Source organism: Hydrogenophaga palleronii (assembly GCF_031457455.1).
GTDB classification, from domain to species: domain Bacteria; phylum Pseudomonadota; class Gammaproteobacteria; order Burkholderiales; family Burkholderiaceae_C; genus Hydrogenophaga; species Hydrogenophaga palleronii_A.
The window spans coordinates 63,327-88,934 of the sequence record NZ_JAVDWU010000003.1; the positions used below are offsets into that span (position 1 = coordinate 63,327).

Annotated in this window: 23 protein-coding genes; 8 read left to right on the top strand and 15 right to left on the bottom strand. The window is 64.3% G+C overall.

The features are described from left to right. Nucleotides 1-112: 112 nt before the first annotated feature. Nucleotides 113-1,315, bottom strand: a complete 1,203-nt coding sequence (gene purT / locus J2W49_RS07890) for a formate-dependent phosphoribosylglycinamide formyltransferase (RefSeq protein ID WP_310314007.1) — start codon at nt 1,313-1,315, stop codon at nt 113-115. Nucleotides 1,316-1,328: 13 nt separating this feature from the next. After that, nucleotides 1,329-2,237 (bottom strand): archaetidylserine decarboxylase, encoded by a 909-nt coding sequence (gene asd / locus J2W49_RS07895; protein WP_310314010.1) that lies wholly within the window; start codon nt 2,235-2,237, stop codon nt 1,329-1,331. A gap of 157 nt (nt 2,238-2,394) precedes the next feature. Here asd and J2W49_RS07900 point away from each other — a divergent pair, with 157 nt between their 5' ends. The 3 genes from J2W49_RS07900 (at nt 2,395) to J2W49_RS07910 (ending at nt 5,416) form a co-directional block, all read left to right on the top strand. Next, nucleotides 2,395-3,330 carry an ATP-binding cassette domain-containing protein gene (locus tag J2W49_RS07900; protein ID WP_310314012.1) on the top strand — a complete coding sequence of 312 codons (936 nt, stop codon included), beginning with the start codon at nt 2,395-2,397 and terminating at the stop codon, nt 3,328-3,330. Between the two features lie 160 nt (nt 3,331-3,490). Further along, nucleotides 3,491-4,264 carry an ABC transporter permease gene (locus J2W49_RS07905; RefSeq protein WP_310315188.1) on the top strand — a complete coding sequence of 258 codons (774 nt, stop codon included), beginning with the start codon at nt 3,491-3,493 and terminating at the stop codon, nt 4,262-4,264. 15 nt (nt 4,265-4,279) lie between these two features. Beyond that, complete coding sequence (locus J2W49_RS07910) at nt 4,280-5,416, top strand: aminotransferase class V-fold PLP-dependent enzyme (protein WP_310314014.1); 1,137 nt, start codon at nt 4,280-4,282, stop codon at nt 5,414-5,416. Between the two features lie 97 nt (nt 5,417-5,513). On the opposite strand, the gene J2W49_RS07915 is transcribed toward J2W49_RS07910, so the two are convergent. From J2W49_RS07915 to J2W49_RS07930, 4 genes are all read right to left on the bottom strand, one after another. Beyond that, nucleotides 5,514-5,768, bottom strand: a complete 255-nt coding sequence (locus J2W49_RS07915) for a hypothetical protein (protein ID WP_310314015.1) — start codon at nt 5,766-5,768, stop codon at nt 5,514-5,516. Nucleotides 5,769-5,989: 221 nt separating this feature from the next. Beyond that, a complete protein-coding gene (locus tag J2W49_RS07920; protein WP_310314019.1) occupies nt 5,990-7,114 on the bottom strand; it encodes a YbdK family carboxylate-amine ligase in 1,125 nt (374 codons plus the stop codon). A gap of 9 nt (nt 7,115-7,123) precedes the next feature. Continuing rightward, on the bottom strand, nt 7,124-8,311 hold the full coding sequence (locus J2W49_RS07925) for a cation:proton antiporter (RefSeq protein ID WP_310314022.1): 1,188 nt from the start codon (nt 8,309-8,311) through the stop codon (nt 7,124-7,126). A 144-nt stretch (nt 8,312-8,455) separates the two neighbouring features. After that, nucleotides 8,456-9,343, bottom strand: coding sequence for a class I SAM-dependent methyltransferase (locus J2W49_RS07930; RefSeq protein ID WP_310314024.1), 888 nt, complete (start codon nt 9,341-9,343; stop codon nt 8,456-8,458). Between the two features lie 62 nt (nt 9,344-9,405). Here J2W49_RS07930 and J2W49_RS07935 point away from each other — a divergent pair, with 62 nt between their 5' ends. From J2W49_RS07935 to J2W49_RS07945, 3 genes are all read left to right on the top strand, one after another. Then, nucleotides 9,406-10,452, top strand: a complete 1,047-nt coding sequence (locus J2W49_RS07935; protein ID WP_310314027.1) for a serine/threonine protein kinase — start codon at nt 9,406-9,408, stop codon at nt 10,450-10,452. 156 nt (nt 10,453-10,608) lie between these two features. Next, nucleotides 10,609-11,058: a MarR family winged helix-turn-helix transcriptional regulator gene (locus tag J2W49_RS07940; protein WP_310314029.1), complete on the top strand. Its 450-nt coding sequence runs from the start codon at nt 10,609-10,611 to the stop codon at nt 11,056-11,058. Nucleotides 11,059-11,151: 93 nt separating this feature from the next. After that, nucleotides 11,152-11,580, top strand: a complete 429-nt coding sequence (locus J2W49_RS07945; protein ID WP_310314031.1) for an organic hydroperoxide resistance protein — start codon at nt 11,152-11,154, stop codon at nt 11,578-11,580. A 232-nt stretch (nt 11,581-11,812) separates the two neighbouring features. On the opposite strand, the gene J2W49_RS07950 is transcribed toward J2W49_RS07945, so the two are convergent. Continuing rightward, nucleotides 11,813-12,163 carry a cupin domain-containing protein gene (locus tag J2W49_RS07950; RefSeq protein ID WP_310314032.1) on the bottom strand — a complete coding sequence of 117 codons (351 nt, stop codon included), beginning with the start codon at nt 12,161-12,163 and terminating at the stop codon, nt 11,813-11,815. Nucleotides 12,164-12,352: 189 nt separating this feature from the next. On the opposite strand from J2W49_RS07950, the gene J2W49_RS25725 reads away from it, so the two are divergent. After that, on the top strand, nt 12,353-12,589 hold the full coding sequence (locus J2W49_RS25725) for a toxin-activating lysine-acyltransferase (protein ID WP_405000999.1): 237 nt from the start codon (nt 12,353-12,355) through the stop codon (nt 12,587-12,589). A gap of 92 nt (nt 12,590-12,681) precedes the next feature. Here J2W49_RS25725 and J2W49_RS07955 read toward each other — a convergent pair whose 3' ends face one another. The 6 genes from J2W49_RS07955 to J2W49_RS07980 all read right to left on the bottom strand — a co-directional run bounded on the left by J2W49_RS07955 (nt 12,682) and on the right by J2W49_RS07980 (nt 21,163). After that, nucleotides 12,682-13,635: a response regulator gene (locus J2W49_RS07955; RefSeq protein ID WP_310314034.1), complete on the bottom strand. Its 954-nt coding sequence runs from the start codon at nt 13,633-13,635 to the stop codon at nt 12,682-12,684. 258 nt (nt 13,636-13,893) lie between these two features. Continuing rightward, nucleotides 13,894-15,123: a hybrid sensor histidine kinase/response regulator gene (locus tag J2W49_RS07960; protein ID WP_310314037.1), complete on the bottom strand. Its 1,230-nt coding sequence runs from the start codon at nt 15,121-15,123 to the stop codon at nt 13,894-13,896. Then, nucleotides 15,120-16,445 (bottom strand): sensor histidine kinase, encoded by a 1,326-nt coding sequence (locus J2W49_RS07965; protein ID WP_310314041.1) that lies wholly within the window; start codon nt 16,443-16,445, stop codon nt 15,120-15,122. The genes J2W49_RS07960 and J2W49_RS07965 overlap by 4 nt, the downstream gene beginning before the upstream one ends. Continuing rightward, nucleotides 16,442-17,863 (bottom strand): class I SAM-dependent methyltransferase, encoded by a 1,422-nt coding sequence (locus J2W49_RS07970; protein ID WP_310314043.1) that lies wholly within the window; start codon nt 17,861-17,863, stop codon nt 16,442-16,444. Before J2W49_RS07970 ends, J2W49_RS07965 begins: the two co-directional genes overlap by 4 nt. Before the next feature lie 292 nt (nt 17,864-18,155). Next, entirely contained in the window at nt 18,156-20,093 is a 1,938-nt protein-coding gene (gene htpG, locus J2W49_RS07975) for a molecular chaperone HtpG (protein ID WP_310314046.1), read from the bottom strand. A gap of 146 nt (nt 20,094-20,239) precedes the next feature. Then, nucleotides 20,240-21,163: a LysR substrate-binding domain-containing protein gene (locus J2W49_RS07980; RefSeq protein WP_310314048.1), complete on the bottom strand. Its 924-nt coding sequence runs from the start codon at nt 21,161-21,163 to the stop codon at nt 20,240-20,242. Nucleotides 21,164-21,266: 103 nt separating this feature from the next. Between J2W49_RS07980 and J2W49_RS07985 the strand changes: the two genes are divergently transcribed. Next, the gene (locus J2W49_RS07985; RefSeq protein ID WP_310314051.1) at nt 21,267-22,280 is read left to right on the top strand and encodes a zinc-dependent alcohol dehydrogenase family protein; all 1,014 of its coding nucleotides are present in this window, start codon (nt 21,267-21,269) and stop codon (nt 22,278-22,280) included. Here the strand turns inward: J2W49_RS07985 and J2W49_RS07990 are convergent. After that, nucleotides 22,277-23,554 (bottom strand): lipase family alpha/beta hydrolase, encoded by a 1,278-nt coding sequence (locus J2W49_RS07990; RefSeq protein ID WP_310314053.1) that lies wholly within the window; start codon nt 23,552-23,554, stop codon nt 22,277-22,279. The genes J2W49_RS07985 and J2W49_RS07990 overlap by 4 nt on opposite strands. Nucleotides 23,555-23,628: 74 nt before the next feature. Beyond that, nucleotides 23,629-25,608 carry a PAS domain S-box protein gene (locus J2W49_RS07995; protein ID WP_310314056.1) on the bottom strand — a complete coding sequence of 660 codons (1,980 nt, stop codon included), beginning with the start codon at nt 25,606-25,608 and terminating at the stop codon, nt 23,629-23,631.

Sequence of the window (25,608 nt, forward strand, 5' to 3'; positions counted from 1 at the left end):
GAGCACATCTCCCGCCCGAAGTGTCCCCCTTCCAGGGATGCCGAAGATCCGGCTCTGCCGGTCCAAGGCATCGCCCCCTTGAGGGGGTCGCGCGAAGCGCGGCGGGGGTGCTTCAGATCTTGCGTGGATGCACCTTGCTGGCGGCGAGCTTGGCCTGGGTGCGGGCGACTTCGACGTCCTCGTCAAACACCAGCGCCACGCCCATGCGGCGCTTCACAAAACTCTCGGGCTTGCCGAACAGGCGCACTTCACTGTGTGCCACGCGCAGCGCCTCGTCCACGCCGTCGAACACGATGCCCTGCGCATCCACGCCGCCATAGATCACGGCACTGGCGCCCGGGCTCTTGAGTGTGGTGTCCACCGGCAGGCCCAGAATGGCGCGGGCGTGTAGTTCAAACTCGTTCTGCCACTGGGTGACCATGGTCACCATGCCGGTGTCGTGCGGGCGTGGGCTCACTTCGCTGAACCAGACCTGATCGCCCTTCACGAACAGCTCGACACCGAACAGGCCCTGCCCACCGAGGTTGTCGGTCACGGTCTTCGCGATGCGGCGCGACTCGGCCAGCGCGGCCGGCGTCATCGGGTGCGGCTGCCAGCTCTCCACGTAGTCGCCGCTGACCTGCACGTGACCAATGGGGTCGCAGAAATGCGTCTGCACCTGGCCATCGGCATCCAGCGCCCGAACGGTCAGCTGGGTGATCTCGTAGTCAAAATCGATGAAGCCTTCCACAATGACGCGGCCCGGGCCCACACGCCCGCCGGCCATGGCGTAGTCCCAGGCCTTCTTCACGTCGGCTGGGGTGTCGATCTTGCTCTGCCCTTTGCCGCTGCTGCTCATCACCGGCTTGACGATGCAGGGGTAGCCGATGTGCTCGTCGATGGCCGCCTGAAGTTCTCCCAGCGAGTCGCAGAAGCGGTGCGGGCTGGTGGGCAAGCCCAGCGTTTCGGCGGCCAGCCGGCGGATGCCTTCGCGGTCCATCGTCAGGCGCGCGGCGCGCGCCGTGGGAATCACCCGCACCACGCCCGCCGCTTCCAGCTCTTCCAGCATGGGCGTGGCAATGGCTTCGATCTCGGGCACCACCAGGTGCGGCCGCTCGGCCTCGATCAGGGCCTTGAGCTGCTGCGGGTCGCTCATGGTGATGGTGCGCGCATGGTGCGCCACCTGCTGGCCCGGCGCGTGGTCGTAGCGGTCCACCGCGATGGTTTCCACGCCCAGGCGCTGCAGGGCGATCAACACTTCCTTGCCGAGCTCGCCCGAACCGAGCAGCATGACTTTGGTGGCGTGAGGGCTGAGCGGTGTGCCGATGGTGGTCATGAGGGATTCCGGTTCAAACGGTGGCGGTGGCGACTGCAGAAGGTGTGGCATTGAGCACGGCCCTGCCCATGGTTTCGCCCATGCGCACGCCTTGCTCGGGCATCCACTGCGGATTGAAGGTGATGGTGTCCTTGGGCCAGAGCATCACCACGGTGGAGCCCAGCAGAAAGCAGCCCATTTCTTCGCCGCGCGCCTGCATGAACACCTGATCCTCGTAATCCCACTCGCGGACGCGCTCGGTGCGCGGCGGATTGACCACGCCGTGCCACACCGTGGCCATGCTGCCCACAATGGTGGCGCCCACCAGCACCAGCACGAAGGGACGGGTTTCCTGGCTGCCTTCGGGGCCGAACGGAATGTCGTACACACACACCACGCGCTCGTTGCGCGCGAACAGGCCCGGAATGCCCCGTGCCGTGGCTGGGTTGACAGAAAACAGGTCGCCCGGCACGTAGATCATGCGGCGCAGGCGGCCCGCGCAAGGCATGTGGACCCGGTGGTAGTCCCTGGGGCTCAGGTAGAGGGTGGCGAAAGAACCATCCACGAACTGGTCGGCCAGCGCCTGATCGCCGCCGACCAGGGCGCGCGTGCTGTAGTGGTGACCTTTGGCCTGGAAAATCTGGTCGTGCTCGATGGTGCCGTACTGGCTGATGGCACCGTCCACCGGGCACACGAATTCCGCACGCGACAAGGGCCGCACGCCGGGCTTGAGCGCGCGGGTGAAGAATTCGTTGAAACTGGCGTAGCTGCGCACGTCCGGGTTGGCGGCTTCGTCCATGTTGACGCTGTAGCGTTTGATGAACCAGCGGATGATGGCGTGGGACACCGCACCAGCGCGTGCCCCTGCCACCCAGCCTCCAAAAACGGTCAAGGCCCGCTTGGGCCACAGGTACTGCAGGGAAACAGAAATGGGAGTTGCCACGGCGAAAGTCGGGTGAAAGACGGAGGGTGCGGAACGGGACAAACCGCCGCCAAGCCTGGCATGCATTGTAGGTTCCGGCCCAAGGGTCACCGCGAGGAGCCGACATCGTCCTCGACCGATCCGGCCACGGCACGCGTGCAGGCACAATGTCCTGCCTATGAGCACCCCTCTGTTTGAAGCCCACGATCTGGTCAAACGCTATGGCGACACCACCGTGGTGGACGACCTGTCGTTTTCGATTTCACCCGGCGAGTGCCTGGGCGTGATCGGCCCCAACGGCGCCGGCAAGACCACCACCATCCGCATGTGCCTGGGCCTGACCGCGCCCGATGCCGGTCGCATCGACGCCTTCGGCAAATCCATGCCCGCCGACGCCCTGGCCATCAAGGCCCTGCTGGGCGTGGTCAGCCAGATGGACACGCTGGACCCCGATTTCTCCTGCGCCGAAAACCTGCTGGTGTATGGCCGCTATTTCGGCATCGACAGCGCCACCATCCGCCAGCGCATTCCCCGGCTGCTGGAGTTCGCCGCACTCACCCACAAGGCCGATGCCACGCCGGGCGAACTCTCGGGCGGCATGAAGCGGCGCCTGTCGCTGGCCCGCGCCCTGGTGAACGACCCGCGCCTGCTGATGCTCGACGAGCCCACCACCGGCCTGGACCCGCAGGCCCGCCACCTGATGTGGGAGCGCCTGCAACTGCTGCTGCAGCAGGGCAAGAGCATCTTGCTGACCACCCACTTCATGGACGAAGCCGAGCGGCTGTGCTCGCGCCTGCTGGTGCTGGACCACGGCCGCAAGATCGCCGAAGGGCGCCCGCGCGAACTGATCGCGCAGCACCTGGAGCCCGATGTGATCGAGGTCTACGGCCAGGGCGCCGTGGCCCTGGCGCAGGCCGACGAACATGCCGCCCTGCGTGCGCTGGCCGCAAGGGTTGAAGTGAGCGGCGAAACCGTGTTCTTCTACACCGCCCAGGCCATGCCGCTGCTGGCCGCCCTCAGCGAGCACCACCAGTTGCGCACCCTGCACCGCCCGGCGAACCTGGAAGACTTGTTCCTGAAACTCACCGGCCGACAGATCCGCGAGGATGGATGACATGAAGACCCCCTCCAACAAAGAGCCCGCCGGAGAAGAAGGCAATCACGACCAGGGCACCCGCGGAACCGGCTTTGCCGGGCCGCAGGGTGCGCCCCCCTCCAGGGGGGTCGCGCGAAGCGCGGCGGGGGGTGCTCACTTTGCTCGCCCTCGCCTTTCGATGCGCTGGTGGCCTGTGTTCCTGCGCAACCTGTTGGTCTGGAAGAAACTGGCCATTCCCAGCCTGGTGGGCAACATCGCCGAACCGCTGATGTGGCTGGTGGCGTTTGGCTATGGCATGGGCGCACTGGTGGGGCAGGTCAACATGGCCACACCGCAGGGGTCAGTGGCGGTGCCTTACATCCTCTTCCTGGCCAGTGGCAGCATCTGCATGAGTGCGATGAACGCCGCCAGCTTCGAGGCGTTGTATTCGGCCTTCTCGCGCATGCACGTGCAAAAGACCTGGGACGGCATCATGAACGCGCCGGTGAGTCTGGACGATGTGGTGCTGGCCGAAATGCTCTGGGCGGGCTTCAAGGCCCTGTTCTCCGTGACGGCGATCATGGTGGTGATGCTCGCGCTGGGCATCAGCCACTCGCCCAAGCTGTTGCTGGCCTGGCCGGTGCTGCTGGGCGTGGGCATCACGTTTTCGTGCATTGCCCTGGTGTTCAATGCCCTGGCCAAAGGCTACGACTTCTTCACCTACTACTTCACGCTGTTCCTCACGCCCATGATGTTCCTATCTGGCGTGTTTTTTCCCAGAGAACAGCTGCCGGGCGTGGTGAAGCTCTTTTCGGACTGGTTGCCCCTGACCAACGCGGTGGAGCTGGTGCGCCCCCTGTTCATGGACCAGTGGCCTGAGAGACCCTGGTTGCACGCGGCGGTGCTGCTGGTCTACACCGTGGCGGCATTCTGGACCGCCCTGGCATTGACCCGCAAGCGCTTCGCCAAATAAGCAGGGCTGTTGCGCATGAATGATTCCCCTGCCCAGGAAAGCTTGCACAGCCGGTACGGGCTCACCCCTTTGATCAATGCCGCGGGCTCTTTCACGCCGCTGGGCGTTTCCCGCTCCAGCGCGCATGTGGCGCACAGTGCAGCTTTGGCGCTGCAATCGTTCTTCGTCATGAACGAACTCCAGGCGCTGGCGAGTGACCGGCTGTCGGCGTTCAGCGGCTGCGAGGCTGCTGCGGTGACTCACTGCGTCTCCGCAGCCATCACCCAGGCGGTCGCTGCCTGTATCGCAGGCACCGACGCGGAAGCGGTTGCAAACCTGCCCGAGACGAAAGGGCGTGCCAACGCCGTGGTGATTCCCGCCGGGCACTGTGTGAACTACGGGCATCCGCTGGTGACCGACATCCGGCTGGCAGGCGCCACCGTCATTCAGGCCGGAACCAGGGAGGCTTGCAGCCTGCGCAACATCGAACAGGCGCTGGATCAACCGGGTGCTTGCTGTCTGCTGCTGGTGTCGTCCCGTCTCACGACCTTCCAGGATCTGGACACGCGGGGCGCGGTGACCGCTGCGCGCACTCGGGGGATTCCCGTCGTGATTGACGGTGCGGCGCAGGACATGCGCATCCCCGACCTGCTGGGCACGGGCGCCGACGCCGTGCTGGTCAGTGCGCACAAGTACCTGGCCTCACCCACGGCGGGCCTGGTGCTCGGCACGCAGGCCTTCGTCGAGCGCTTTCGCGCACAGGAAACGGGTATTGGCCGGGCCATGAAACCTTCCAAAGAGGCGATCGTGGGAGTGCTGGCGGCGCTGGAAGAACGCCAGGCGATGGACCCCGTTGCCTGGCGCCAGCAACAGGACAGAAAAGTGGTGAAGGCGGTGGCGCTGCTCGGCGCCTGCACGGGCATTCAGGCCAGTGCCGAACCCGATCCGGTGGGCATGCCCTTTCAGCGGGTTCGCGTGCGATTTCTCAAAGGTGCGGCCGCTGCGCGGGCGGTGGCACAGACCCTCAAGGCGGGCAATCCCAGCATCTGGGTGATGGAACATCAGCTCGATCAGGGTGCGATCTTGCTGGAACTGGTGGCGCTCTCAGAGGAGGAAGTTCAACAGCTTGTCGAAGCCATCGGCTCGGCATGGACTGCGCTGGCGTCCCGCTGAAACAGGCATTCCGATTTTGACAAGGCGGCCGGTGACGCCGATCCGGCCTTTGCGCTGCCCTGCCTGCGGGGGCCAGCGCACGAAATCAGGAAGATGCTCAGTGAACCGCTTGCAGCGAGGGCTGGGCGTCCATGTAGTGCTCGCAGCCACTGTCCATGAAGTCCTCGGCGTCGATCACGGCGTCGTATTCACGGGTCAGGTTGTGCGTCTTGGGGATCAGCGGCTTGTCCAGCGGACGGCAGATGCGCTGGCGCAGGCCACGCAGCGGGGTGCTGTTTTCCATGGCGCTGATCACGGACTCCGGATCGAGCATGAGGACGAAAGGGTTGGTGCGGCTGTGGGTCGAGTTCATGGCGAGGTCCTGAAAAAAAGCGGTGGATCAAACGGCTGGACGACTGGTGTGTCGATGTGTCAACTGTATTGATGTTGTTTCAGGACGTTAAGTCGGCGCCTTGCCATTCCGTCTGTAAGAAGTTGCCTGACAAACCCGGAACTGGCCCGTTTTCACCCCCTACTTTCTGCCTGTGTGACGCCGGGTCGGCGTGACGTACCGCACGCCACGGCTCCCGATGGTCACGGGCCTATGCGCAGCGCCTCCACGCTGGCGCGCACCACACCCTGCACGCTGCCGTTCTCTGCGTAGCGCCGGCGCAGAAAGGTGGCGTGGTTGCCGTCGTGGCCGGCGGTGCGTTCGATCTCGTCCAGCGCCGCCCGGGATTTCAGGGCATCGGCATGCGGCTCCAACAGGCGCAGGGTGGCCAGGATGTCTTCACGGATGCTGATCTGCTGGCGGGTCTTGGGGTTGACCATCATGCCGTCGAGGCCGAAACGGCAGGCCTGGAAGCGGTTGTAGGTGTAGACGAGGTAATCGTCTTCTTCGGGCGGCGGTTCTTTGCGTTCCAGCAGATGGCGGCACAGCGCCTGCAGGTAGCAGGCCAGGCCAGCGGCACGTTCCACCGTGAGCGGCGTGTCGCACACACGCAGCTCGATGGTGCCGTATTCGGGCTTGGGTCGGATGTCCCAGTAGAAGTCCTTCATGGACTTGACCACGCCGGTGCTCTCCATCTTGGTGAAGTACACGTTGGCAAACTCTTCCCAGCTCAGCATGAAGGGTGCACGGCCGCTCAAGGGAAAGGCAAACACGGAGTTCAGGCGTGCCGAGTCGAACAGCGTGTCCACGCCCTGCGAAAACGGCGAGGACGCGGACAGCGCAATGAAATGTGGCACATAGCGGTTGAGCGAGTGCAGCAGGAACAGCGCTTCGTCTGCGCTGGCGCAACCGATGTGCACGTGCTGTCCGAAGACCGTGAACTGCTTGGCGAGGTAGCCATACAGGCCCGAGAGTTCCTGGAAGCGTGGCTTGGAAAAGATGCGCTGTTCGAACCAGCGCTGGAAAGGGTGTGTGCCACCGCCCGCAATCTCGATGTTGAGTCGATCGCCTGCAGCCACCAGGGTGTCGCGGATCTGCTGAAGCTGCGCCAGCAGCGGGCCGTGCTCGCGTTGCACGTCGGTGGCGATCTCGATCATGCTCTGCGTCATCTCGGGTGTGACCACACCCGGAAACGGTTTGCGCCGCAGCAGTTCCAGCAGGTCGTTGGCGCTGCTGGAGAGATCCAGATCGTAGGTGTTGACGAGCTGCAGTTCGAGCTCCACACCCATGGTCAGAGAATCAGACGCCTTGAAGGTTTCTAGTGGCATGCAGGTCTCCTATGCCTTTGTCACATGGGTTTCGTGAGCCGTCATCAGCGCACGCTGCGTGACCACGGGCCCCAGCAGTTCCTGCAGCATCAGCATGCCGGCCATGACCGACAACACCTGCACCGCAGGCCCCAGTCCATACAGGCGCGTCTGCTCCAGCAACAGAATGGCGAACGCCGACATGGGCGTGAGCGCCAGACCGGTGAGCAATCCCTTGCGTTCGGTGATGCCAGACAAGCGCGCAGCCACGAGGCTGCAGCCCACCTTGGAGGCGGTGCGCACCGCGATGAGCACCAGCCCCAGCACCATGCCCCCGGCAACGTCGGCCCAGTTCAGCAACGAGGCAATGTAGACAAACAGGAACAGGGTGAGCACGTCGCCAGCCGTGCCGAACCCGCGCTGGGCATTGGTGAGGTGCACACGCCGCTCACGCGCCACGATGCCGAAGGTGAGCGCGGCCAGCAACGGCGAGAGCTTCAGGCCGTAGGACATGGTGGTCAGCAGCAGCACCGCCAGAGCGAACACCACCGTGACGCCGCGTTCGTGCGAACTGCGAAAGCGCAGCAACCAGGGCACGGCCACGCCCAGCAGCGTGCCCACCGCCAACGAGGTGACCAGCACGTGAACGCTGCCAAAGGCGGCCTGCACCAGATCGCCCGAGGTGCTCAGGTGCCAGTAGCCCACCACCAGCTTGAGCGCCAGCACCGACACCATGCAGTTGATCGCACACAAATGCAGCACCCGCTCGGTCACCTGGCCGGCGCTGTGCAGTTCGTTCGCCACGCGAACAATGCCCGCTGGCGAGGCCGACACCGACAGGGCCGCGATGATCAGGCGCACATCGGCGGCCAGTTCGAAGAAGCCACTGGCCCAGTACACCGCGCCGAAAGTGATCACCGACTCCACCAGCCCCAGCACCAGCACCCATGGGTTATGGCGGAACCAGCGCAGGTTGATGCGGTAGCCCAATTCAAACAGCACCAGCGAGAGCGCCACGTTCGCAATGAACGGGAGGCCGGCCACCGAAGCGGTCAGCCCAGGCAGGTTGACGAGCCCCCCCAGCAAGCCCACCGCCACGTAGCTGGTGACCCGGGGCACGTTCCAGGTCTCGTACAGGCGCTCTGCAAGGAACCAGGCGAGCAGCAGCACCAGCGGCCAGGCCATGGATTGCAGCAGGAAATCGACATCGGTGATCATGGACTAGGTCTCCTGATGAGGCCCGGGGAAATGTGGCCTGGGTGGGAGGGTCCCGCTGCCGGCTCTTTGTCCGGTTCGGCGCTGGGCCGACGGGTACCACGGTAAGGGTGTGTTCAGCACCGCCGTTGCCGGCCGGCCCTGGATTCAGACAGCGAAGCGGGGCGCGAGTTCTTGCAGGTTCAGCTGTTCCAGCACCTGCGCCAATCTCTCCTGGGCCCTGACGCGGGTCCCCGTGCGATCGTGCGCCATTCTACGGGCCAGGATCAGTTCGTTTTTCATCGAATGCTCCCACCCCACGAGTTCGGTGACGGTCACACTGTAACCATGGGCTTCGAGCTGCAGGCAGCGCAGGACATTGGTGATCTGGCTGCCGAATTCACGGGTGTGCAGAGGATGGCGCCACAGCTCGGCCAGCGGCGTGCGCGACAGGCTCAGCGCCTTGTGCTGGCGCATCACGCCCGCCACCTCGGCCTGACAGCAAGGCACCAGCACCATGTGACTCGCCTGCTTGGCCAGGCCGAAGGCAATGGCGTCGTCGGTGGCGGTGTCGCAGGCATGCAGCGCAGTGACCACATCAAAACGCTCGGGCAGTTCGGTGTGGGTGAGTGCGGCCTGTACCGTGGTGGCCAGAAAGTGCATGCGCTCGAAGCCCAGCTTTTTGGCCAGCGCCTGCGACTTGTCGACCAGTTCGGCCCGCGCTTCCACGCCATGGACCCAACCCACGGCCTTGTCCTTGAAAAACAGGTCGTAGAGGATGAACCCCAGGTAAGACTTGCCCGCCCCATGGTCGGCCAGTGTCACGTCGCCGCGGGATTTCAGCACTTCTTCCAGCAGCGGTTCGATGAACTGCACCAGGTGGTACACCTGCTTGAGCTTGCGCCGCGTGTCCTGGTTGAGCTTGCCCTCGCGGGTGAGGATGTGCAGTTCTTTCAGCAACTCGACCGACTGGCCCGGCCGCAGCTCGGGCAGTTGCTCCTGCAGCGTCGGTGCCTGGCGGGCGTGGGCTTTGTTTTTGGCCGTGGTTTTGGACATGGCTTGATGATAGGTGAGCGCCCTGTTGCAAAGGGATGACAGGGCACCGGCGACAATCCCGCATGACTTCGCCATCGACCTCCGCCAACGACCACCCCTACAGCGCGCTCACACCCGACGTGGTGCAGGACGCACTGGGCAGCATCGGCCTCTGGGGCGACGGGCGCATGGCCGCGCTCAACAGTTTCGAGAACCGCGTGTACCAGATGCACCTCGAATCTCCTGTGGGCGACGTGGAGCAGGTGGTGCTGAAGTTCTACCGCCCCGGTCGCTGGAGCGACGCGCAGATCGCCGAAGAACACGCTTTCGCCGAGGAACTGGTGGCGGCCGAAATACCCGCCGTGCCCCCGCTGCGCATACAGGGCACCACCCTGCACCACTTTGGCGGCTTCGCCTTTTCGGTGAGCCCGCGCCGGGGCGGGCGCCGGCCGGAACTTGAAAACTTCGAGGTGCTGGAGTGGATCGGGCGCTTTCTGGCGCGCATCCACACCGTGGGCGCCGCCCAGCCGTTCCATGTGCGGCCACACCTGAACGCGGCCACTTTCGCTCACGAACCGCGCGACTGGCTGTTGGAACACCAGGCCGTGGCCTCGGAGGTGCGCACCGCCTGGGCTGCCGCGCTCGAAGAGGCCCTGGTCCTGATCGAGATGCACCCGGCCTTGCGACCCGGTACGCCGGCAGACCCGGAAGGCATCCAGCTGATCCGCCTGCACGGCGACTGCCACCCCGGCAACATCCTCTGGACACCCGAAGGCCAGCCCGGTGCGGGCCCGCACTTTGTCGACCTCGACGACGCGCGCACCGGCCCGGCGGTGCAGGACCTGTGGATGTTGCTCTCCGGCGAACGGCGCCAGCAGATGCAGCAACTGGGCGCCCTGGTGGACGGCTACGAACAGTTCCGCCCCTTTGACCGACGCGAACTCGCCCTCATCGAGCCGCTGCGCACCCTGCGCCTGATCCACTACAGCGCCTGGGTGGCCCGCCGCTGGGAAGACCCTGCCTTCCCGATCAACTTCCCCTGGTTCGGTACCCGCGATTACTGGCAAGGCCAGGTGGATATGCTGGTGGAGCAGATCGAAGAGATGCAGGGTGAGCCGCTGATGGCCTGACGCTGGCGCGTGGCATGCCGCCATCGCGGTTGACACGCCTCGTTGCAACACACATTCGTCTTCGCTGTCACCATGCACGGGACAAACCCGCTCGATCTTTATGGTTGTTCACAATTAAATTGCGCGCAATTTAATTTTCAGTCACATTAACAACCCATGAACACCCCAGCACTCAACAGCGACCAGGCACTGCGGCTTGACCACCAGCTCTGCTTTGCGCTTTATTCGGCCTCGCTGGCCATGACCAAGCTCTACAAGCCGTTGCTGGACGAAATGGGCCTGACCTACCCGCAGTACCTGGCGCTGCTGGTGCTGTGGGAGCAGGATGGCCTCACCGTCTCTGACCTGGGCGAACGCCTGCACCTGGACTCCGGCACGCTGACGCCTCTGCTCAAGCGCCTGGAAACCGCCGGTCTGCTGAGCCGCCTGCGCGACGTGCAGGACGAACGGCGCGTGCTGATCCGCCTCACGGCCGCCGGCCGCCAGCTGAAGAAGCGCGCTGCACGCATTCCGGGTTGCATCCTGCAAGCCACGCAATGCGATGTGACGGAGGTGCTGCAACTGACCCGGCAAGTGCAGGCCCTGCGCGACCGCCTGAGTGCGTGAACAGCGCCGGACCGCCGCTTCGTTCATCCCTCTTTCCAATCCCACCGTTTTTTCAACCTGCTTCCAGTAAGCAATCCTCAAGGAGTCCACACCATGCCCACCATCCTCGAAAAAGTCGTTTATACCGCCCGCGCCCACACCACCGGCGGCCGCGAAGGCAGCTCGCGCAGCGACGACGGCATGCTCGACGTCAAGCTCTCGCCCCCGAAGGCCATGGGAGGCTCGGGCAATGCCACCAACCCGGAGCAACTGTTCGCCGCTGGCTATTCCGCCTGCTTCATGGGTGCCATGAAGCACGTGGCCGGCATGAAGAAGATCGCCGTGCCCGCTGACGCGTCCATCGACGCCGAAGTCGACATCGGCCCGATCCCCGCTGGCTTCGGCATCGCCGCCCGCCTGAACGTGAGCCTGCCCGGCATGGACCGCGCCGTGGCGCAAGACCTGGTGGACACGGCACACAAGGTGTGCCCTTATTCCAACGCGACGCGCGGCAACATTGAAGTGACGATCACGGTGGTTTGAGCGACACCGCCCCACATCAGGCCCACTCGGTGCGAACCGGGTGGGCTTTTTTTTGATCAGTTTTTTCGCCAAGATTCACGGTATTCGTGCGGCCCAGAAAAACTCAACAGCAGCAAGAACCTTGGTCGGGCGGGCTCGACATTACGGATTCAATACAAGATTTAACACTTGTGTGATCCGGCAGGTCGAATTTTCACGCCATCCGCAACAGCGACTTGGCAAAAAACACTGCTCATTGAATACTCAACTGAATTATCAGCAAATCCATGTTTTCATCGGAGTCATTGATCAAACCATGCTCCCCGTATGGAGGATTTTTGATCATATCGCCTTTTTTGATAACCATTTCTTGACTACCAAGATGCATGGTCCCGCGCCCTTCAAGAACAATATAGATTTCTTCATTGTTACCATGCATGTGAAACCCTACCGTTGATGCCGGCGGTACCACCACCCGGTCAATGAAATCACAACCACTCAAGAAGTCGGATTTTTTCCATATTTCGTATAACTCAACAAACCCTTCGCCCCCGTGAGAAGCGGTCTGAATTTTCTTCTCTGCGTCAAGAAAATTTCTAATCATACAATTGCCTCCTTGTGTTTACGTTCTTCCCATCGGCGTATCGCTATTTGCCGTGCTCCATTGAGTGATGCATCAGTTTTCATTCCTTCGCCGCAGCACTTCCAGAACCGACCGATGGAAATCGGTAAGCGCCAGATTGGCCCAGAACCTGCCATATATGCGTGGTGATGCACGATTGTCGTACGTGTCATGGGCACCCATGTCGAAAAAAGTGTCTCCGCGCTACCGTCAGCCGCCGCATCAGCTCTCGTTCAACGACCGGAAAAGTGCGATGAGATCTGGTTGATCGATGTGGTGGCGCCTTTCGGCGGCATACCCATGATCATGGAAGCCTTGCGCAGTGAAGCACTGTCCGGGCAGGTGATTCACCAATTGGCACCCCCCGCAAGGGGACCTTCACGCGTGGTGAGCTGGCCGCCTGCATAAGCTGTGCTTCAAGCACGTCACACGCTGGCACCGATTGACCCAAGAAGTCGGCGCACGAAGGGGTGCGCACCATCAAATGTCGCCACAGCGAATCAGTCGGTGCGCCCCAGCCGCTCCATTACATCAGCCAGCCAGTCGGCTGGAAGCGCAGGCGCATCGGCCAGCGTCACGCGCCAGCCGTCGAGCTCCGCACTTACCTGAGCGCGGCCACCCTGCCAGAGCAGCCAGGCGAGCCAGCCGCATTGTTCGTGCGTGGGCATGGTGCCCGCTGGGGCCGTGAGCAGCGCATGAAGCAGATCGCCTGGTGGCAGGTGCACCGCCGCGCCCTGCACCGCGCCACCGCCCAGTTTTGCCAGTGCCTGCAGAGCGGCATCACCCCCGGTCTGAGGGCCAAATCCATCCAGCCACTGGCGCAGATGCCCTGCCACCGCCGCCCCCCGCAAGGCTTCGGCCTGCAGCAGGTCGGCGTGTTCCCAGCGATGCCAGTCCACCGCCGGCTCGGTGCCACCCACAGCCAGCACCGTTTCGGCAAAACGGTGCACAGCCGCAGGAGCGCTCTCGGCGTTCATCGCGGCGCCCACCATCAGCAACGCCGCCAGACGGTTCGCCAGCAGTTGGCTCTGTTGGGCCATCAGCTTGTCGCGCATCAGTTCGTCGCGTTCGTTGCGCAGGGCGGCCAGTTCCAGGGCGTTCTTCAGGTCGGCGCGCAAGGGCTCCAGCTCCCAGGGCTTGTTGATGTAGCGGTAGATTTCGCCCGTGTTGATGGCTTCGATGGCATCGCCCAGTTCGGAATAGGCGGTGGTCAGCATGCGCACGATGCCGGGGTAGTAGTCCCGGGCATGGCGCAGCAGTTCGTTGCCTCGCTCGCCGGGCATGCGCTGGTCGCACACCAGCACCGCGATCTCCGGGCCGTGTGCCTTGAGCACGGCACGGCCCTCTTCCACCGAACCGGCGGTCAGCACGGGCGCCAGCGGACCCACCAGACGCTCGAAATACTTCAGCGCCATGGCTTCGTCGTCGACATACAGGATCTTCTCTGGCTTCATCTAGGGCCTGTTAACACTATTTTTCCAAGTGCGAATGGGTTGAAAACAGCGCCAATCTAGGCGCACGACGACGACCAGACCGGGTGTCTGGCCTAGGAGTGCAACAACGAGTGGCGCTGTTTTCAACCCATTCCCTTCGGGTTGCGGCCAAAAAGACCATGCGCGGCGTTGCGAAGCCTTGCCGGGGGGCGACCCCGGCTGCGTTTTGCGCCTTGCGCATGGCCTTATTGATCCGCAACGCATCTTGAAAAAATAGTGTTAACAGGCCCTAGGCTCCTGGGCGGCTCGCGGCGGGCGGCCGTCGGCAAATGGGAAATACAGCATCACCTCGGTGCCCTGACCAACTTCGGAGCGCACCTCGATGGCCCCGCCCAGTGCGTTCATCACCCGTCCGCAGAACAGCAGGCCCATGCCACTGCCACCGCCATCGGCACGGGTGGTCACCGGTTCAAGAGTGAGCCGCTTGAGCACCTCGGGGGCAATGCCGGGACCGTTGTCGCGCACACGGATGGCGGGCTGTTCGGGCAGACCCGGCGCCGACGCCGCGCGGGTCAGGGCAATCTTCACCTCGGGCTCGCGCTGCATCTGCGCCGCCTGTGGGCGCAGCGCCATCAGGGCGTTCTTGACCAGGGTACACAGCACCAGATAGAGCAGATCGCGCCGCCCGGGCAGGGCGAAGTCGGCATTCAACTCAGTGGAAAGCCAGGCCTCTTCCCCGGCATCGAACGGGTATTCCTGCTGCACGGCTGCCACGAGTTCGCTGGCACGAAGACTGGCCGAGGCATCACCCAGACTGGCGTCGCGGGCCGACTGCACAAAGGTGGAGACCAGCGACTGGGCGTACTCGGCGCGGCGCTGGGCGGCTTCGATCATGAACAGCACGTCGCCGGGTTTTTGCTGGGCGATGTAGGCCAGACCGCCCTCGCCTTCCGGGACATCGCGGTGGCGTTCGCGCATGGCCGACAGATAGCCCCGCACAGTGGCCAGAGGGGAGGCGACCTCGTGCGCGAGAAACCCGAGCGTCTCACGCAGCGCGGCCTCGCGGCGTTCGAGCAAGGCATTCTGACGGCTGCGCTGCAAGCCGGTCGCCAAGGCCTCGCGGAGGGTTTGCCGGGTCAGCGCCTCATCCAGCGGCTTTTCGAGAATCGCCTCCACCTGGCCCTGGTTGACGGCCGAGAGGGCCATGTCCTTGTCGGCATAGGCAGACACCAGCAAGCGGGCCACGTGCGGGTATTCCCGCCGAACCGCACTGAGCAGGGCCACCCCGTCGCGCGCGGGCATGGCGTAGTCGGTGAGCAGCACCGCCACCTCGTGCCCCCGTTGCGCGAGCAGCGCCATCGCCTGGTCCACGCTGTTGGCGGTCAGCACGGTGAATTCGTTGCCGTACAGGCGCGCAAACCATTTGCAGGCGTGCACCTCGTCGTCCACCATCAGGATGGCATGGGGGCCCTTGGGGGCCTGTCTGGCACCGTTCGCTTCCGTGTTCATTCGGGTCTCGGCAAATCAAAAGTGAATTCGGTCCACGCGCCCAGCACGCTGTCCACCGTCAGCGTACCACCGTGGCGCTGCACGATGCCGTAGCTCACGCTCAAACCCAGGCCCAGGCCGGCACCCACGTCGCGGGTGGTGAAAAACGGCTCGAAGACGCGCCCCACGTTGTCGGGCTCGATGCCGCGCCCGTTGTCGCGCACGGAAATGCCCAGGCGATCGCCTCGCACCGCGACCTTCAAATCGATGCGCGGCGCGGCCCGTTCGGCGGCGTGCACGGCATGGGCGGCGTTGCTCAGCAGGTTGATCAGAACGCCTATGATCGCGGGCTCGTCGCCCAGGGCATGGGTGTCCTGCGGCAGATCGATCGCGACCTCGATGCCCTTGAGATCGTAGCCCGACAGCCGCACCGCCGAACGCACGGCGTTTTCCAGCAGGAAGGGCCGCTGGCTGTCTTGCCCCGGCTTCTGGTAGGCGAAGGTCTTGAGGTCGGAGACGATGTTCTGCACCCGCTGCATGCCTTCCAGCGCATCGTCCAGGCTCTCCTTGAGCATGGCGTCGCTCTTGGCACCCGGGCAGGTCAAACCCATGTTGATGGCCATCAGGCTGTAGTTCACGGGGTTGTTCAGCTCGTGCAGCAGGCCGGCCGAGAGTGTGCCGATGGCGGCCATCTTTTCGCGCTGGATCAGTTGGCCTTTGACTTCGGCGAGGGTGCGGTTGCTCTCTTGCAGGCGGGCATTCTGTTCGGCCACCTGCTCCCTCAGGGCGAACAGGCGAAGTCGGCTGAGTTCAGCAAAATAGGTACACCCCACGCAGATGATGGCCGAAAAGGCCGTGAACAACAGGTGCGCGATGAACTGGCCCGACGAAACAATGCCCCCTGCATACCAGAAGCAAGCAGCGACATAGATGAGGCAGGTGAACACGCCAAACCCAAGCCCTTCGAGGTAGCTGATCGGCACGATCATGCCCACGGCGTACAGGGCGAGGTGAAGCCCCACGAAGTAGATCGACGCCGCGCCCTCAGTCTGGGCGATCATCCACGCGATCATGATTTGCGGAAGCGCCAGCCACAACAGGGTCAGCACGCGCACATTGCGCCGCCCAAACTCTCCCTGTATGACCCGGAGAATCAGCAAGGTGGCCGCAGCCACCAGTACACGAACCAGCAGAAACGTGGGTGCATGCTCAGGATAGACCGCCAGATCCAGCCCCACCCCTGCCAGCACCAGCACAGCCGATGTGACGCAGCCGGTCTTGCTGAATGCGAGCCGCACATCCTGCACGGCCACTCGCAGTGACTGTGCGGTAGCTGCGGTCACGAGACGGTTGCCCGCTCAAGCGCGGGCACATGAAACGACGCAAACACGTTCACACCAGTCGCATCGGTAAAGATCTTTTCGTCGCTGCGCCGGCTTGGCAAGACCCCTTGCAAGCGGGCTTCGTCGCGGTAGATCAGGTACCACTCCAGCACGTGCTCCATGACCCCCCGCTGCGAATTGCTGGCGTGAACGTTGGTGACCAGCACCTGTCCGCCCGGACGGGTTCTGGCGTGCATGTACTCCAGCAGCCGGCTGCAGACCTTGTCGGACAGGTAGTCGAACAGGCCAGCACAGTAGGCAAAGTCGTAGGCTTCGCTCGCATCGGTGGCATCTGCACGGGTGGCACGCTTGAGCAGGTTGTGTACCGAATCGTTGACAAGCTGAAACTGAACGAGCTTGCCCAGCTTCCGGCCAACGGTCTGCATTTTCTCGCGGGTGTGCTCCAGGGTCACTTCGCTGAAGTCCAGCAGTGTGAAGTGTGCGCTGCCCGGGTCGCCACCACCCAGCAGAAAGCGTTCGATCTCCGCCGCCGGACCGCAACCGATGTTCAAAATGCGCACCGGCCTGCCCAGTGTCTGCGCCTGCTCGGTGGCTCTTTGCAAATGCGCCACCAAAATGTCGATGCGGTTGCGGTGTGCCTGCGCCACCGCAGACTGCAGGAACAGGGCGTTGATCATCTGGAAGTAGGTGGTACCTCCCTGCTGGGGATCCGACAGGATCTGATTCACCATTTCGTAGTCGCCTGCATAGCCGAGCGGTTTGGCAAACGTGCGGTACACAAATGGCGCGCGAAGCAGCAACGGGTGCAAGGAGGCCTGCGCAAAGCTTCGGTAGGTGGCCAGATCCTCCTCGGGCACATCACGTGTTTCGGCCTCCAGTGCAGCAAAGTAATCAGCCGCCGCCGCCATTACGGGCGATGCAATTTCCTGAAAGACCGCCGGCACCACACGACCGTCTGCTTCCCTGGGCAAGGCGCTGGAAAAGTCGGCATGGTCGGTCCATCGCGATACCTCGGTGAGATAGGCCCGTATCTCGCTCACCGCCACCAAGTAACCACGCTTGATCTTGAATCGCTCAAACCAGCCTTCCACAAACCGCTGGGCCTGCTCGCCCACACTGCCAGACTCGCCACGAGTCATGGTCAGATCGGACCACTCGTCAATCAGTGCCAGCGAAACCACGGCCATCAGCCCGGTGTTGAGCAGGCTCACCACCACCGCCTTGCCCTTGTAAAGGCTGCGATCCCCCGAGCGGATATTCAACTCGCTGAGCACCTCGCTGACCTGCACGATGGAGTAAGGGTTGTAGACCTCCATCACCAGCGAGCGGCGTTGCAGGCTGGTCAGGGTTCCGCGGGCGGCCTCGCCCTGGCTGTTGCGGAAGGTGACGACGGGATCGAATGGACGCTGAAAATGCACGGCTTGGTTGCTATCAACAAGTGAGAGGCCGAGCAAGGCGTCAGCCAGATTTGAAGGTCCCGAGCGCGAGTGTAGTCACCTCGCGTGATTTGCGTCACGCGCCTTCACCTGCATGCAACACCGCCAGCTTCCAGACACAAAAGCCCGAACCGGCTCTCACCGGTCGGGCTTGTTCTTTGCAAACACCGTGGCCGCTGGCGGCGCTGGCTCGACGCAGCGCAGCGCGGCGGTACGGCATGTTCGGGTGGCCTCGCTTCCACCCAGGTGGTGACTGCCCGATGGCGCCTGGACGTCAAACCAGCAGCGCGTTCACCCGCTTCACATACGCAGCCGGATCATCCGGCAGACCGCCTTCGGCCAGCAGGGCCTGGTCAAACAGGATGTGCGCCAGGTCGTCGAAGTGAGCACTGCCTTCGAGCTTCTTCACCAGCGCGTGGTCGGCGTTCACCTCCAGGATGGGCTTGACATCGGGTGCCTGCTGGCCTGCCTGTTTGAGCAGGCGGGCGAGCTGGGTGCTCATGCCGTGGTCTTCCACCACCAGACAGGCGGGCGAATCGACCAAGCGGGTGGTCACGCGGACGTCCTTGGCCTTGTCCCTCAGGCTCTCCTTGAGCTTCTCCAGCAACGGCTTAAAGGTTTCGGCGGCGGCTTCAGCGGCCTTTTTCTCTTCCTCGTCCTGCAGCTTGCCCAGGTCGACCGAGCCCTTGGCCACGCTTTGCAGCGGCGTGCCGTCAAATTCGTTCAGGTGCGACAGCGCCCACTCGTCAACGCGGTCGGCCATCAGCAGCACTTCGATGCCCTTCTTCTTGAACACCTCCAGCTGCGGGCTGTTCTTGGCGGCGGCCAGGGTGTCGGCGGTGATGTAGTAGATGGCCTCCTGGCCTTCCTTCATGCGCGCCTTGTAGTCGGCAAAACCCACGCTCACCGTGTCGGTGGTGGTGCTGGCGAAGCGCAGCAGTTTGGCGATCTTGTCGCGGTTGGCGAAGTCTTCGCCCAGGCCTTCTTTCAGCACCGAGCCGAATTCGGCATAGAAGGCCGAATACTTGCCGGCCTCTTTCTCGGCGGCGGCCTTGTCTTCGGCGGAAACCACTTCAGCCTTGTCTTCCGCTTTGGGCGCCACGTCTTTCTTGGCCATGTCTTCCAGCATGGCCAGCACGCGGCGGGTGTTGCCCTCGCGAATGGCCTTCACGTCGCGGCTTTCCTGCAGCAGTTCGCGGCTCACGTTGAGCGGCAGGTCGGCCGAGTCGACCACGCCCTTGACCCAGCGCAGGTACGACGGCATGAGCGCCTCGGCCTCGTCCATGATGAACACGCGCTTCACGTACAGCTTGATGCCGGCCTTGCGGTCGCGGTTCCAGAGGTCGTGCGGGGCCTTGGCGGGGATGTAGAGCAGTTGCGTGTACTCGGTGCTGCCTTCGACCCGGTTGTGGCTCCAGGCCAGCGGCGCTTCGCTGTCGTAGCTGATGTTCTTGTAGAACTCGGCGTACTGCTCGTCGCTCACGTCTTTTTTGCTGCGCGCCCACAGGGCGTTGGCGGAGTTGACGGCTTCCCACTCGTCTTTCTGCACGTACTCGCTCTTCTCGGCGTCCCACTCTTCCTTCTGCATCAGGATGGGCAGGCTGATGTGGTCGGAGTACTTGCCGATGATCTGCTTGAGCTTCCAGTGGCTCAGGTATTCGGTCTTGTCGTCGCGCAGGTGCAGGATCACACTGGTGCCGCGCGCGGCGCGCTCGATGTTCTCCACCTCGAAGTCACCGGTGCCGCCACTGACCCAGCGCACGCCTTCGGCCGCCGGCAGACCGGCGCGGCGGCTTTCCACCGTGATCTTGTCGGCCACGATAAAGCCCGAATAAAAGCCCACGCCGAACTGGCCAATCAACTGCGCGTCCTGCTTCTGGTCGCCGCTGAGGCGGCTCACGAAGTCCTTGGTGCCGCTTTTGGCGATGGTGCCCAGGTGCTCCACCGCTTCGGCCAGGCTCATGCCGATGCCGTTGTCGGTGATGGTGATGGTCTTGGCGGTCTTGTCGAAGGCCACCCGCACTTCCAGGTTGGGGGCGTCTTCGTACAGGGCGCTGTTGTTCAAGGCTTCAAAACGCAGCTTGTCGCAGGCGTCCGACGCGTTGGAGACCAGCTCGCGCAGGAAGATGTCGGGGTTGGAATACAGCGAATGGGTGACGAGGTGCAGCAGCTGTGCCACCTCGGCCTGGAAGGACAGGGTTTGTTTGCTCATGATTTCAGTTGGCTGGAAAACGACAGACCGGCGCACACCGGAACGAAACAGCGCATGGCGCGGACCGGCATTCTGGCACCGGACCGCAGACCCGGCCATTTTGGCAAGGCCGGGCCGGGACTCAGATGGCGGTGGCTGGCGCGGTTTCAAGAGGCCGCCAGCATGCCCGGCAGCCTTTCTGCGAGCAGGTCAATCACCACCCGGTTCTTCAGCGGTAGACGCCGGCTGTGCGGCCACAGCAGATGCATGGGAAAGCCAAAGGGCTGCGGCTCTTCAAACACCTGCAGCAACTGGCCAGAGGCCACGGCCGGTGCCACCAGCCATTTCGGCAGGCGTACCAGGCCGAGCCCGGCCACGGCGGAGGCACACATGGCCTCGATGCTGTCGAACACCAGGGCCGGCGCGGGAATGGCCAAGGTGTCTTCAGACTGTTCGCCACTCGCAAACCGCCACAAACCCGAAGCGCCAGGCCGACCATAGACGATGAAGCGGTGCGCCGCCTGCTGCGCACGCAGATCGGCCAGACCAGCGGGTCTGCCTCTGGCCGCCAGGTAGGCCGGCGCGGCATACAACCCCATCCACTGGTGCCCCACGGATCGCGCCGACAGCACCGCGCTGTCGGGCAGCGCACCGCTGCGCAGCGCCACGTCCACACCGTCTTCCACCAGGTCCACGCGCCGGTCGTTCAGCGACACCTCCAGCACCAGTTCGGGGTGTTGCTGCGCCAGCTCCAGCAGCAGGGGCACCACGCAGCGGCGCCCCACCACGTCGGGCATGGACACGCGCACCCGCCCGGTGGGCACCAGGCGCCCGGCGTCGATCTCCTGCTTCGCGGCCTCCAGTTCCTGCAGCGCGCGGCGGCAGCGCTCATAGCAGGCAGCGCCTTCATCGGTCAGGCTCTGGCTGCGGGTGGTGCGGTGGAACAGCCGCACGCCCAGGCGCGACTCCATCACCGAAATGCTCTTGGCCACCGCCGAGCGCGTGATGTGCAGGCGCTGCGCCGCTTGCGCAAAGCTGCCGACTTCCACCGCGGCCACGAACTCCTCCACGCCCCGAAACTGCTCGCTCATTGACAACCTTTGTTCAACATTGTGTTGAAAATTATCCACCACACGCTTTATTTAGGAACCAATAGCATCGATCGCTGGTTTCAACCCTTCAAGCATTCACACCATGACCGACACCCCCAAGACCCTTTCCCGCTGGCAACTCAGCGACTATGGCCGCCAGCACCTGGCCTACGTCGAAGCCCCCATGCCCACCCCCGGACCGGGCCAGATCCTGGTGCAGGTGGCCGCCGCTTCGCTCAACTTCCGCGATCTGCTGATGATCGACAACGGCATGGGTGCGCCCTTCACCGGTCCCTGGACGCCGGGCTCCGACATGGCGGGCCGCGTGATGGCAGTGGGCGATGGCGTCAAACGCTGGCAAGCGGGCGACGAAGTGATCAGCACCTTTTACGCGGGCTGGATCGACGGCAGACCTTCACCCGAGGTCTTTCCCCTGGGCGGTCCCGGCCCAGGCATGCTGGCCTCCCATGTGCTGCTGGATGCGCAATGGGTCGCGGCCGCACCCACCACCCTGAACCTCGCGCAGGCCAGCACCCTGCCCTGCGCGGCCCTGACCGCCTGGTTTGCGCTGATCGAACAGGGCGGGCTGCGGGCCGGCCAGACGGTGCTGATTCACGGCACGGGCGGTGTTGCGCTGTTCGGCCTGCAACTGGCACGTTTGCATGGTGCGCGCACGGTGGTGGTCTCTGGCGATCCGGCCAAGCGCGCCCAGGTGCTGGCCATGGGCGCCAGCCATGCCCTGGCACGTGATGGCGACTGGATCGCCGAACTGCGCGAACTGACCCAGGGCCAGGGCGCCGACCATGTGCTGGAACTGGTGGGCGGCGCCAACGTGGAACGTTCGGTGCAAGCCCTGGCGCCGGGCGGCAGGCTGTCGGTCATTGGCGTGCTGGACGGGGACCGCATCGGCACGTCCGCCTACCCGCTGATCCGCCACCAGACCGTGCTGCAAGGCATCAACGTGGGGCACCGCCGCGCCCTGGAAGACCTGGTGCGCGCCATCGACGTGAACCGGCTCACGCCCGCCATCGCCGCCACTTACGCGGCGAGCGAACTGCCCGCCGCACTGGACCACCTGGCCCGGGGCGCCTTCGGCAAGGTGGTGGTCACGTTCTAAGAGTAAGAGGGCGCTGGCACCAGCCACTGCTGCAACTGCATCGCCACCTTCGGGCTGGCGAGCAGATCCAGATGACCGGTGCGGTAGAAGATGCGCTGGCGGCGCTTGTCAAAGCGCAGCTGGCGCGCCGGCTGATCGTGCTGGCCCAGCGCACTGCTGAGTCGCACCAGGCCATCGCCCATCAGCCTGTCGGCAAGCGCGCCTCGCTGGCCGGCGAGTGTGCCTGCCACGGCAAAACAGTCCACGCCTTCAGGCAAGGGCAGCGGCACGCGGTGGTCTTCGGGTGAAGCGAACAGGTCGCGGCCTTGCCAGTCGGCGTCCTGCACATGGCCGTGACGCAGGTCGGTGATGCCTGCGCTGCGCAGCCGGCCCAGCCTGGCAAACGGCGCGGTGAACGGCGTGGCGGCCAGCAGCAGGTCCACCCCGTGGCCGGCACGTTCCAGCGGCGCGCCATGGTGCGGTGTGCCCAGAAACACCAGCTCGCGCAGCAGGTTCGGCCACTGCAACCCTGCTTCACGCGCCACATGGACCGCAGAGCGGAATACCAGTCCGCCCATGCTGTGGCCCAACAGGGTGATCCGCTGCAACGGCACCGGCCACACGGTCATCAGCTGTTCCAGCATCAATGCCAGTTCGCGACCGTTGACCGAGGTGTGCAAGCCGCTGTTGTAGCGCAGGTAGACCGGGGTGCAGCCCAGCGCCTGGGCCAGGTGCTCGCCGTGGTCGTGCCCGGCGCGGCGCCACTGCGTGTCGTTCATGCACAGGCCGTGGGCCAGCAGCAGCAGGTGCGGGCTGGCGGGGGTGCCGGTGGTCGCTTTCAATTGCTCCGCCAGGCCGTCGGGCGTCATGCTCAGGGTTTGACCACCGTGCCGCAGCTCCATCGGCTGCGCCAACGCATTGCCCATGGCCAGCAGCTTGTCGCCCATCACCCCATTGAGCGCCGCCAGCACGGCCTCGCGCGCCGGTGAGGACTCGGGGTGTTTGGCCGGGTCGTCCAGCAAGGGCAGCAGCGCACCCAGCAGCGCATCGGTGGCATGGCTCACCAGCTGGGTCGCACCGCGCACGCCTCGGTAAACCTGCCCGGTCAGCCCCCCGGTCTGTTCAGGCACCGCCCCACTGGACAAGCCCAGCCGATTGCGCACCGACTGGTGCACCCCTTCGGTGATGTCGATCACACCGTGGGTGGCCTGAACGGCGAGCTGGGCGGCGGCACGCAGGTCGGAAAGGCGCAGGTGGCGGCGCAAGCTGCGTGGGGGGTCGTTGGGCGATGTCATGCGCCATTGTGGCCGGGGCATGGCGTTGGCGATGGGGGCAGCACTCTATGGCGGCCGCGCGATCTGAGGGTCGGCTATTGGGGCAGAGTTCGACCCGCTTCACGATCGACATGCACAGCAAAGCCCTCGCGCGGGGGAAATGCGTGGGGGGCTGCCGCCTGGCACGGGGCGCTCTTGGCCTGCGTCGCCGGTTTTTCCCGCGGGAGCGAGAAGTAGAAGGTCGCGCCGACGCCCACCTTGCCTTCGGCCCATGTGGTTCCGCCGTTTCTGGAAATCACGCGGTTCACGTTGGCCAAACCGATTCCGGTGCCTTCAAATTCCTTGAAGCTGTGCAGACGCTCGAAGACACCAAACAGCTTGTTGGCGTAGCGCATGTCGAAACCCACGCCGTTGTCGCGTACGAAGACCACGGTTTCGTTCTCGTGCCCCGGTTCATCGGGCAAGGCGCCGATCTCGATCACCGTCTGCTCTCGTGTCTGGGTGAATTTCAGGGCGTTTGAGATCAGATTGGCCAACACGACCCGCAGCATGGCGCAGTCGCCAAAAACCACCGGCAATTCGCCGATGCGCCAGTCGATGACCCGGTGCTCGGCTTCCGGCTCAAACTCGTGGATGACCTCGTTCACCAGCACCCCCAGATTGACGGGCGCCTTGGACATTTCCTGGCGGCCCATGCGGGAAAAGGACAGCAGGTCGTCGATCAGCTCACCCATGCGCTTGACCGCCTTGGCGATGGTGTCCATGTAATGCGCGCTCTGCGCGTCGAAGGAGACGCCGGGTTGCTCCTTGAGCAGGCCGAGAAAGCCGTCGATGTGCCGCAGCGGCGAGCGCAGGTCGTGTGAAACGGAGTAGGCGAAGGCTTCCAGCTCCTTGTTGGCCTCTGTCAGCTGGGCGGTGCGTTCGGCGACGCGCTGCTCAAGTTCCTGGTTGAGCTGGTGGATTTCTGCTTCCACCTGTTTGCGCTCGGTGAGGTCGTAGACCAGGCCCACGAAGCCGGTGATGTTGCCCTCCTCGTCTCGCAAGGCGGTGACGGAAAGGTTCGCCGGTACGCGCGTGCCGTCCTTGCGTGTGAGGGTCCACTCCCGTTCTTCGGGCAGGCCGCGGCGCGGGCGGGCGGCGAACACCTCGAATCCCGGCGAGATCTTCTCGCCCAGTTCAGCAGTCAGGAACCGGGCGTGTTGCGCCATTTCTTGGGCATCGTGCCAAAGCGCGGGGGTCTGTTTTCCGGCGACCTCCTCGGCGGTGTAGCCCAGCAGACGCTCGGCGGCTGGGTTGAAACTGGTGACCACCCCATCGGGCGCGACCGAAATGATGCAATAGGCCGCGTTGGCCAGAATGGTGCGCTGGAAAGTGGCCAGGCGGCGCAGGTCGTCTTCCCGCTGCTGGATGCCATCGAGCATGGCGTTGAAGCTCTGGCCAAGCCGGGCCAGTTCGTCGGCGCCGGAGACCGGCATCCGGTGCAGGTAGTCTGCCCCGGCACGAACCCGCTCGGTCGCCTCGGTCAGCGAAGCGATGGGACGCACGATGGTTCGCCGCAGCACGGCCATCTGGACGAGCGTGGCGGCCAGCAAAATGAGCATGCCTGCGCCAAAGATCCACATGGCCTGGTGTGCCTGTGCGCTGAGCTGCTCCAGCCCCATGCTGATGCGCAGGCGACCGCCTTTCGGCAGGCCTTGCACCAGTTGTGCGGCACCGGTGCCGAGGTAGATGCCGTCCGGTTGCCCTGCCAGCGGCAGTTGCCCTGCATCCAGCGCGTTGCTGAAACTGGCCAGACGGCGACCATCGTCCAGGACGATTTCCGCCTCCAGAATCTGCGAGTTGGCTCGCAAGGTATCGAGGATTTCCTGTGCCCGCACCGGATCAGCGAAGGCCACGGCCGCGTCCGTGCCGACGGCGACCATTTGCGCGTACGGTTCCATGATCTGCCGGGCGCGGTTTTCCAGGGTCAGGGCTTGATAGAGCAGCAGCCCGGCAGCCGCCGCCACGAATGCCAGCAGGGCCGTTCCCCAGAGAACCAACGTGAGTCGCTTGTGGATGCTCAGGTGGCGGAACAT

Excerpts from the sequence above, each read along its gene's own strand:
- purT (WP_310314007.1), bottom strand. The coding sequence starts at position 1,315 with ATGACCACCATCGGCACACCGCTCAGCCCTCACGCCACCAAAGTCATG.
- J2W49_RS07900 (WP_310314012.1), top strand. The coding sequence starts at position 2,395 with ATGAGCACCCCTCTGTTTGAAGCCCACGATCTGGTCAAACGCTATGGC.
- J2W49_RS07905 (WP_310315188.1), top strand. The coding sequence starts at position 3,491 with ATGCGCTGGTGGCCTGTGTTCCTGCGCAACCTGTTGGTCTGGAAGAAA.
- J2W49_RS07910 (WP_310314014.1), top strand. The coding sequence starts at position 4,280 with ATGAATGATTCCCCTGCCCAGGAAAGCTTGCACAGCCGGTACGGGCTC.
- J2W49_RS07915 (WP_310314015.1), bottom strand. The coding sequence starts at position 5,768 with ATGAACTCGACCCACAGCCGCACCAACCCTTTCGTCCTCATGCTCGAT.
- J2W49_RS07920 (WP_310314019.1), bottom strand. The coding sequence starts at position 7,114 with ATGCCACTAGAAACCTTCAAGGCGTCTGATTCTCTGACCATGGGTGTG.
- J2W49_RS07925 (WP_310314022.1), bottom strand. The coding sequence starts at position 8,311 with ATGATCACCGATGTCGATTTCCTGCTGCAATCCATGGCCTGGCCGCTG.
- J2W49_RS07930 (WP_310314024.1), bottom strand. The coding sequence starts at position 9,343 with ATGTCCAAAACCACGGCCAAAAACAAAGCCCACGCCCGCCAGGCACCG.
- J2W49_RS07935 (WP_310314027.1), top strand. The coding sequence starts at position 9,406 with ATGACTTCGCCATCGACCTCCGCCAACGACCACCCCTACAGCGCGCTC.
- J2W49_RS07940 (WP_310314029.1), top strand. The coding sequence starts at position 10,609 with ATGAACACCCCAGCACTCAACAGCGACCAGGCACTGCGGCTTGACCAC.
- J2W49_RS07945 (WP_310314031.1), top strand. The coding sequence starts at position 11,152 with ATGCCCACCATCCTCGAAAAAGTCGTTTATACCGCCCGCGCCCACACC.
- J2W49_RS07950 (WP_310314032.1), bottom strand. The coding sequence starts at position 12,163 with ATGATTAGAAATTTTCTTGACGCAGAGAAGAAAATTCAGACCGCTTCT.
- J2W49_RS25725 (WP_405000999.1), top strand. The coding sequence starts at position 12,353 with ATGGGCACCCATGTCGAAAAAAGTGTCTCCGCGCTACCGTCAGCCGCC.
- J2W49_RS07955 (WP_310314034.1), bottom strand. The coding sequence starts at position 13,635 with ATGAAGCCAGAGAAGATCCTGTATGTCGACGACGAAGCCATGGCGCTG.
- J2W49_RS07960 (WP_310314037.1), bottom strand. The coding sequence starts at position 15,123 with ATGAACACGGAAGCGAACGGTGCCAGACAGGCCCCCAAGGGCCCCCAT.
- htpG (WP_310314046.1), bottom strand. The coding sequence starts at position 20,093 with ATGAGCAAACAAACCCTGTCCTTCCAGGCCGAGGTGGCACAGCTGCTG.
- J2W49_RS07980 (WP_310314048.1), bottom strand. The coding sequence starts at position 21,163 with ATGAGCGAGCAGTTTCGGGGCGTGGAGGAGTTCGTGGCCGCGGTGGAA.
- J2W49_RS07985 (WP_310314051.1), top strand. The coding sequence starts at position 21,267 with ATGACCGACACCCCCAAGACCCTTTCCCGCTGGCAACTCAGCGACTAT.
- J2W49_RS07990 (WP_310314053.1), bottom strand. The coding sequence starts at position 23,554 with ATGACATCGCCCAACGACCCCCCACGCAGCTTGCGCCGCCACCTGCGC.
- J2W49_RS07995 (WP_310314056.1), bottom strand. The coding sequence starts at position 25,608 with ATGTTCCGCCACCTGAGCATCCACAAGCGACTCACGTTGGTTCTCTGG.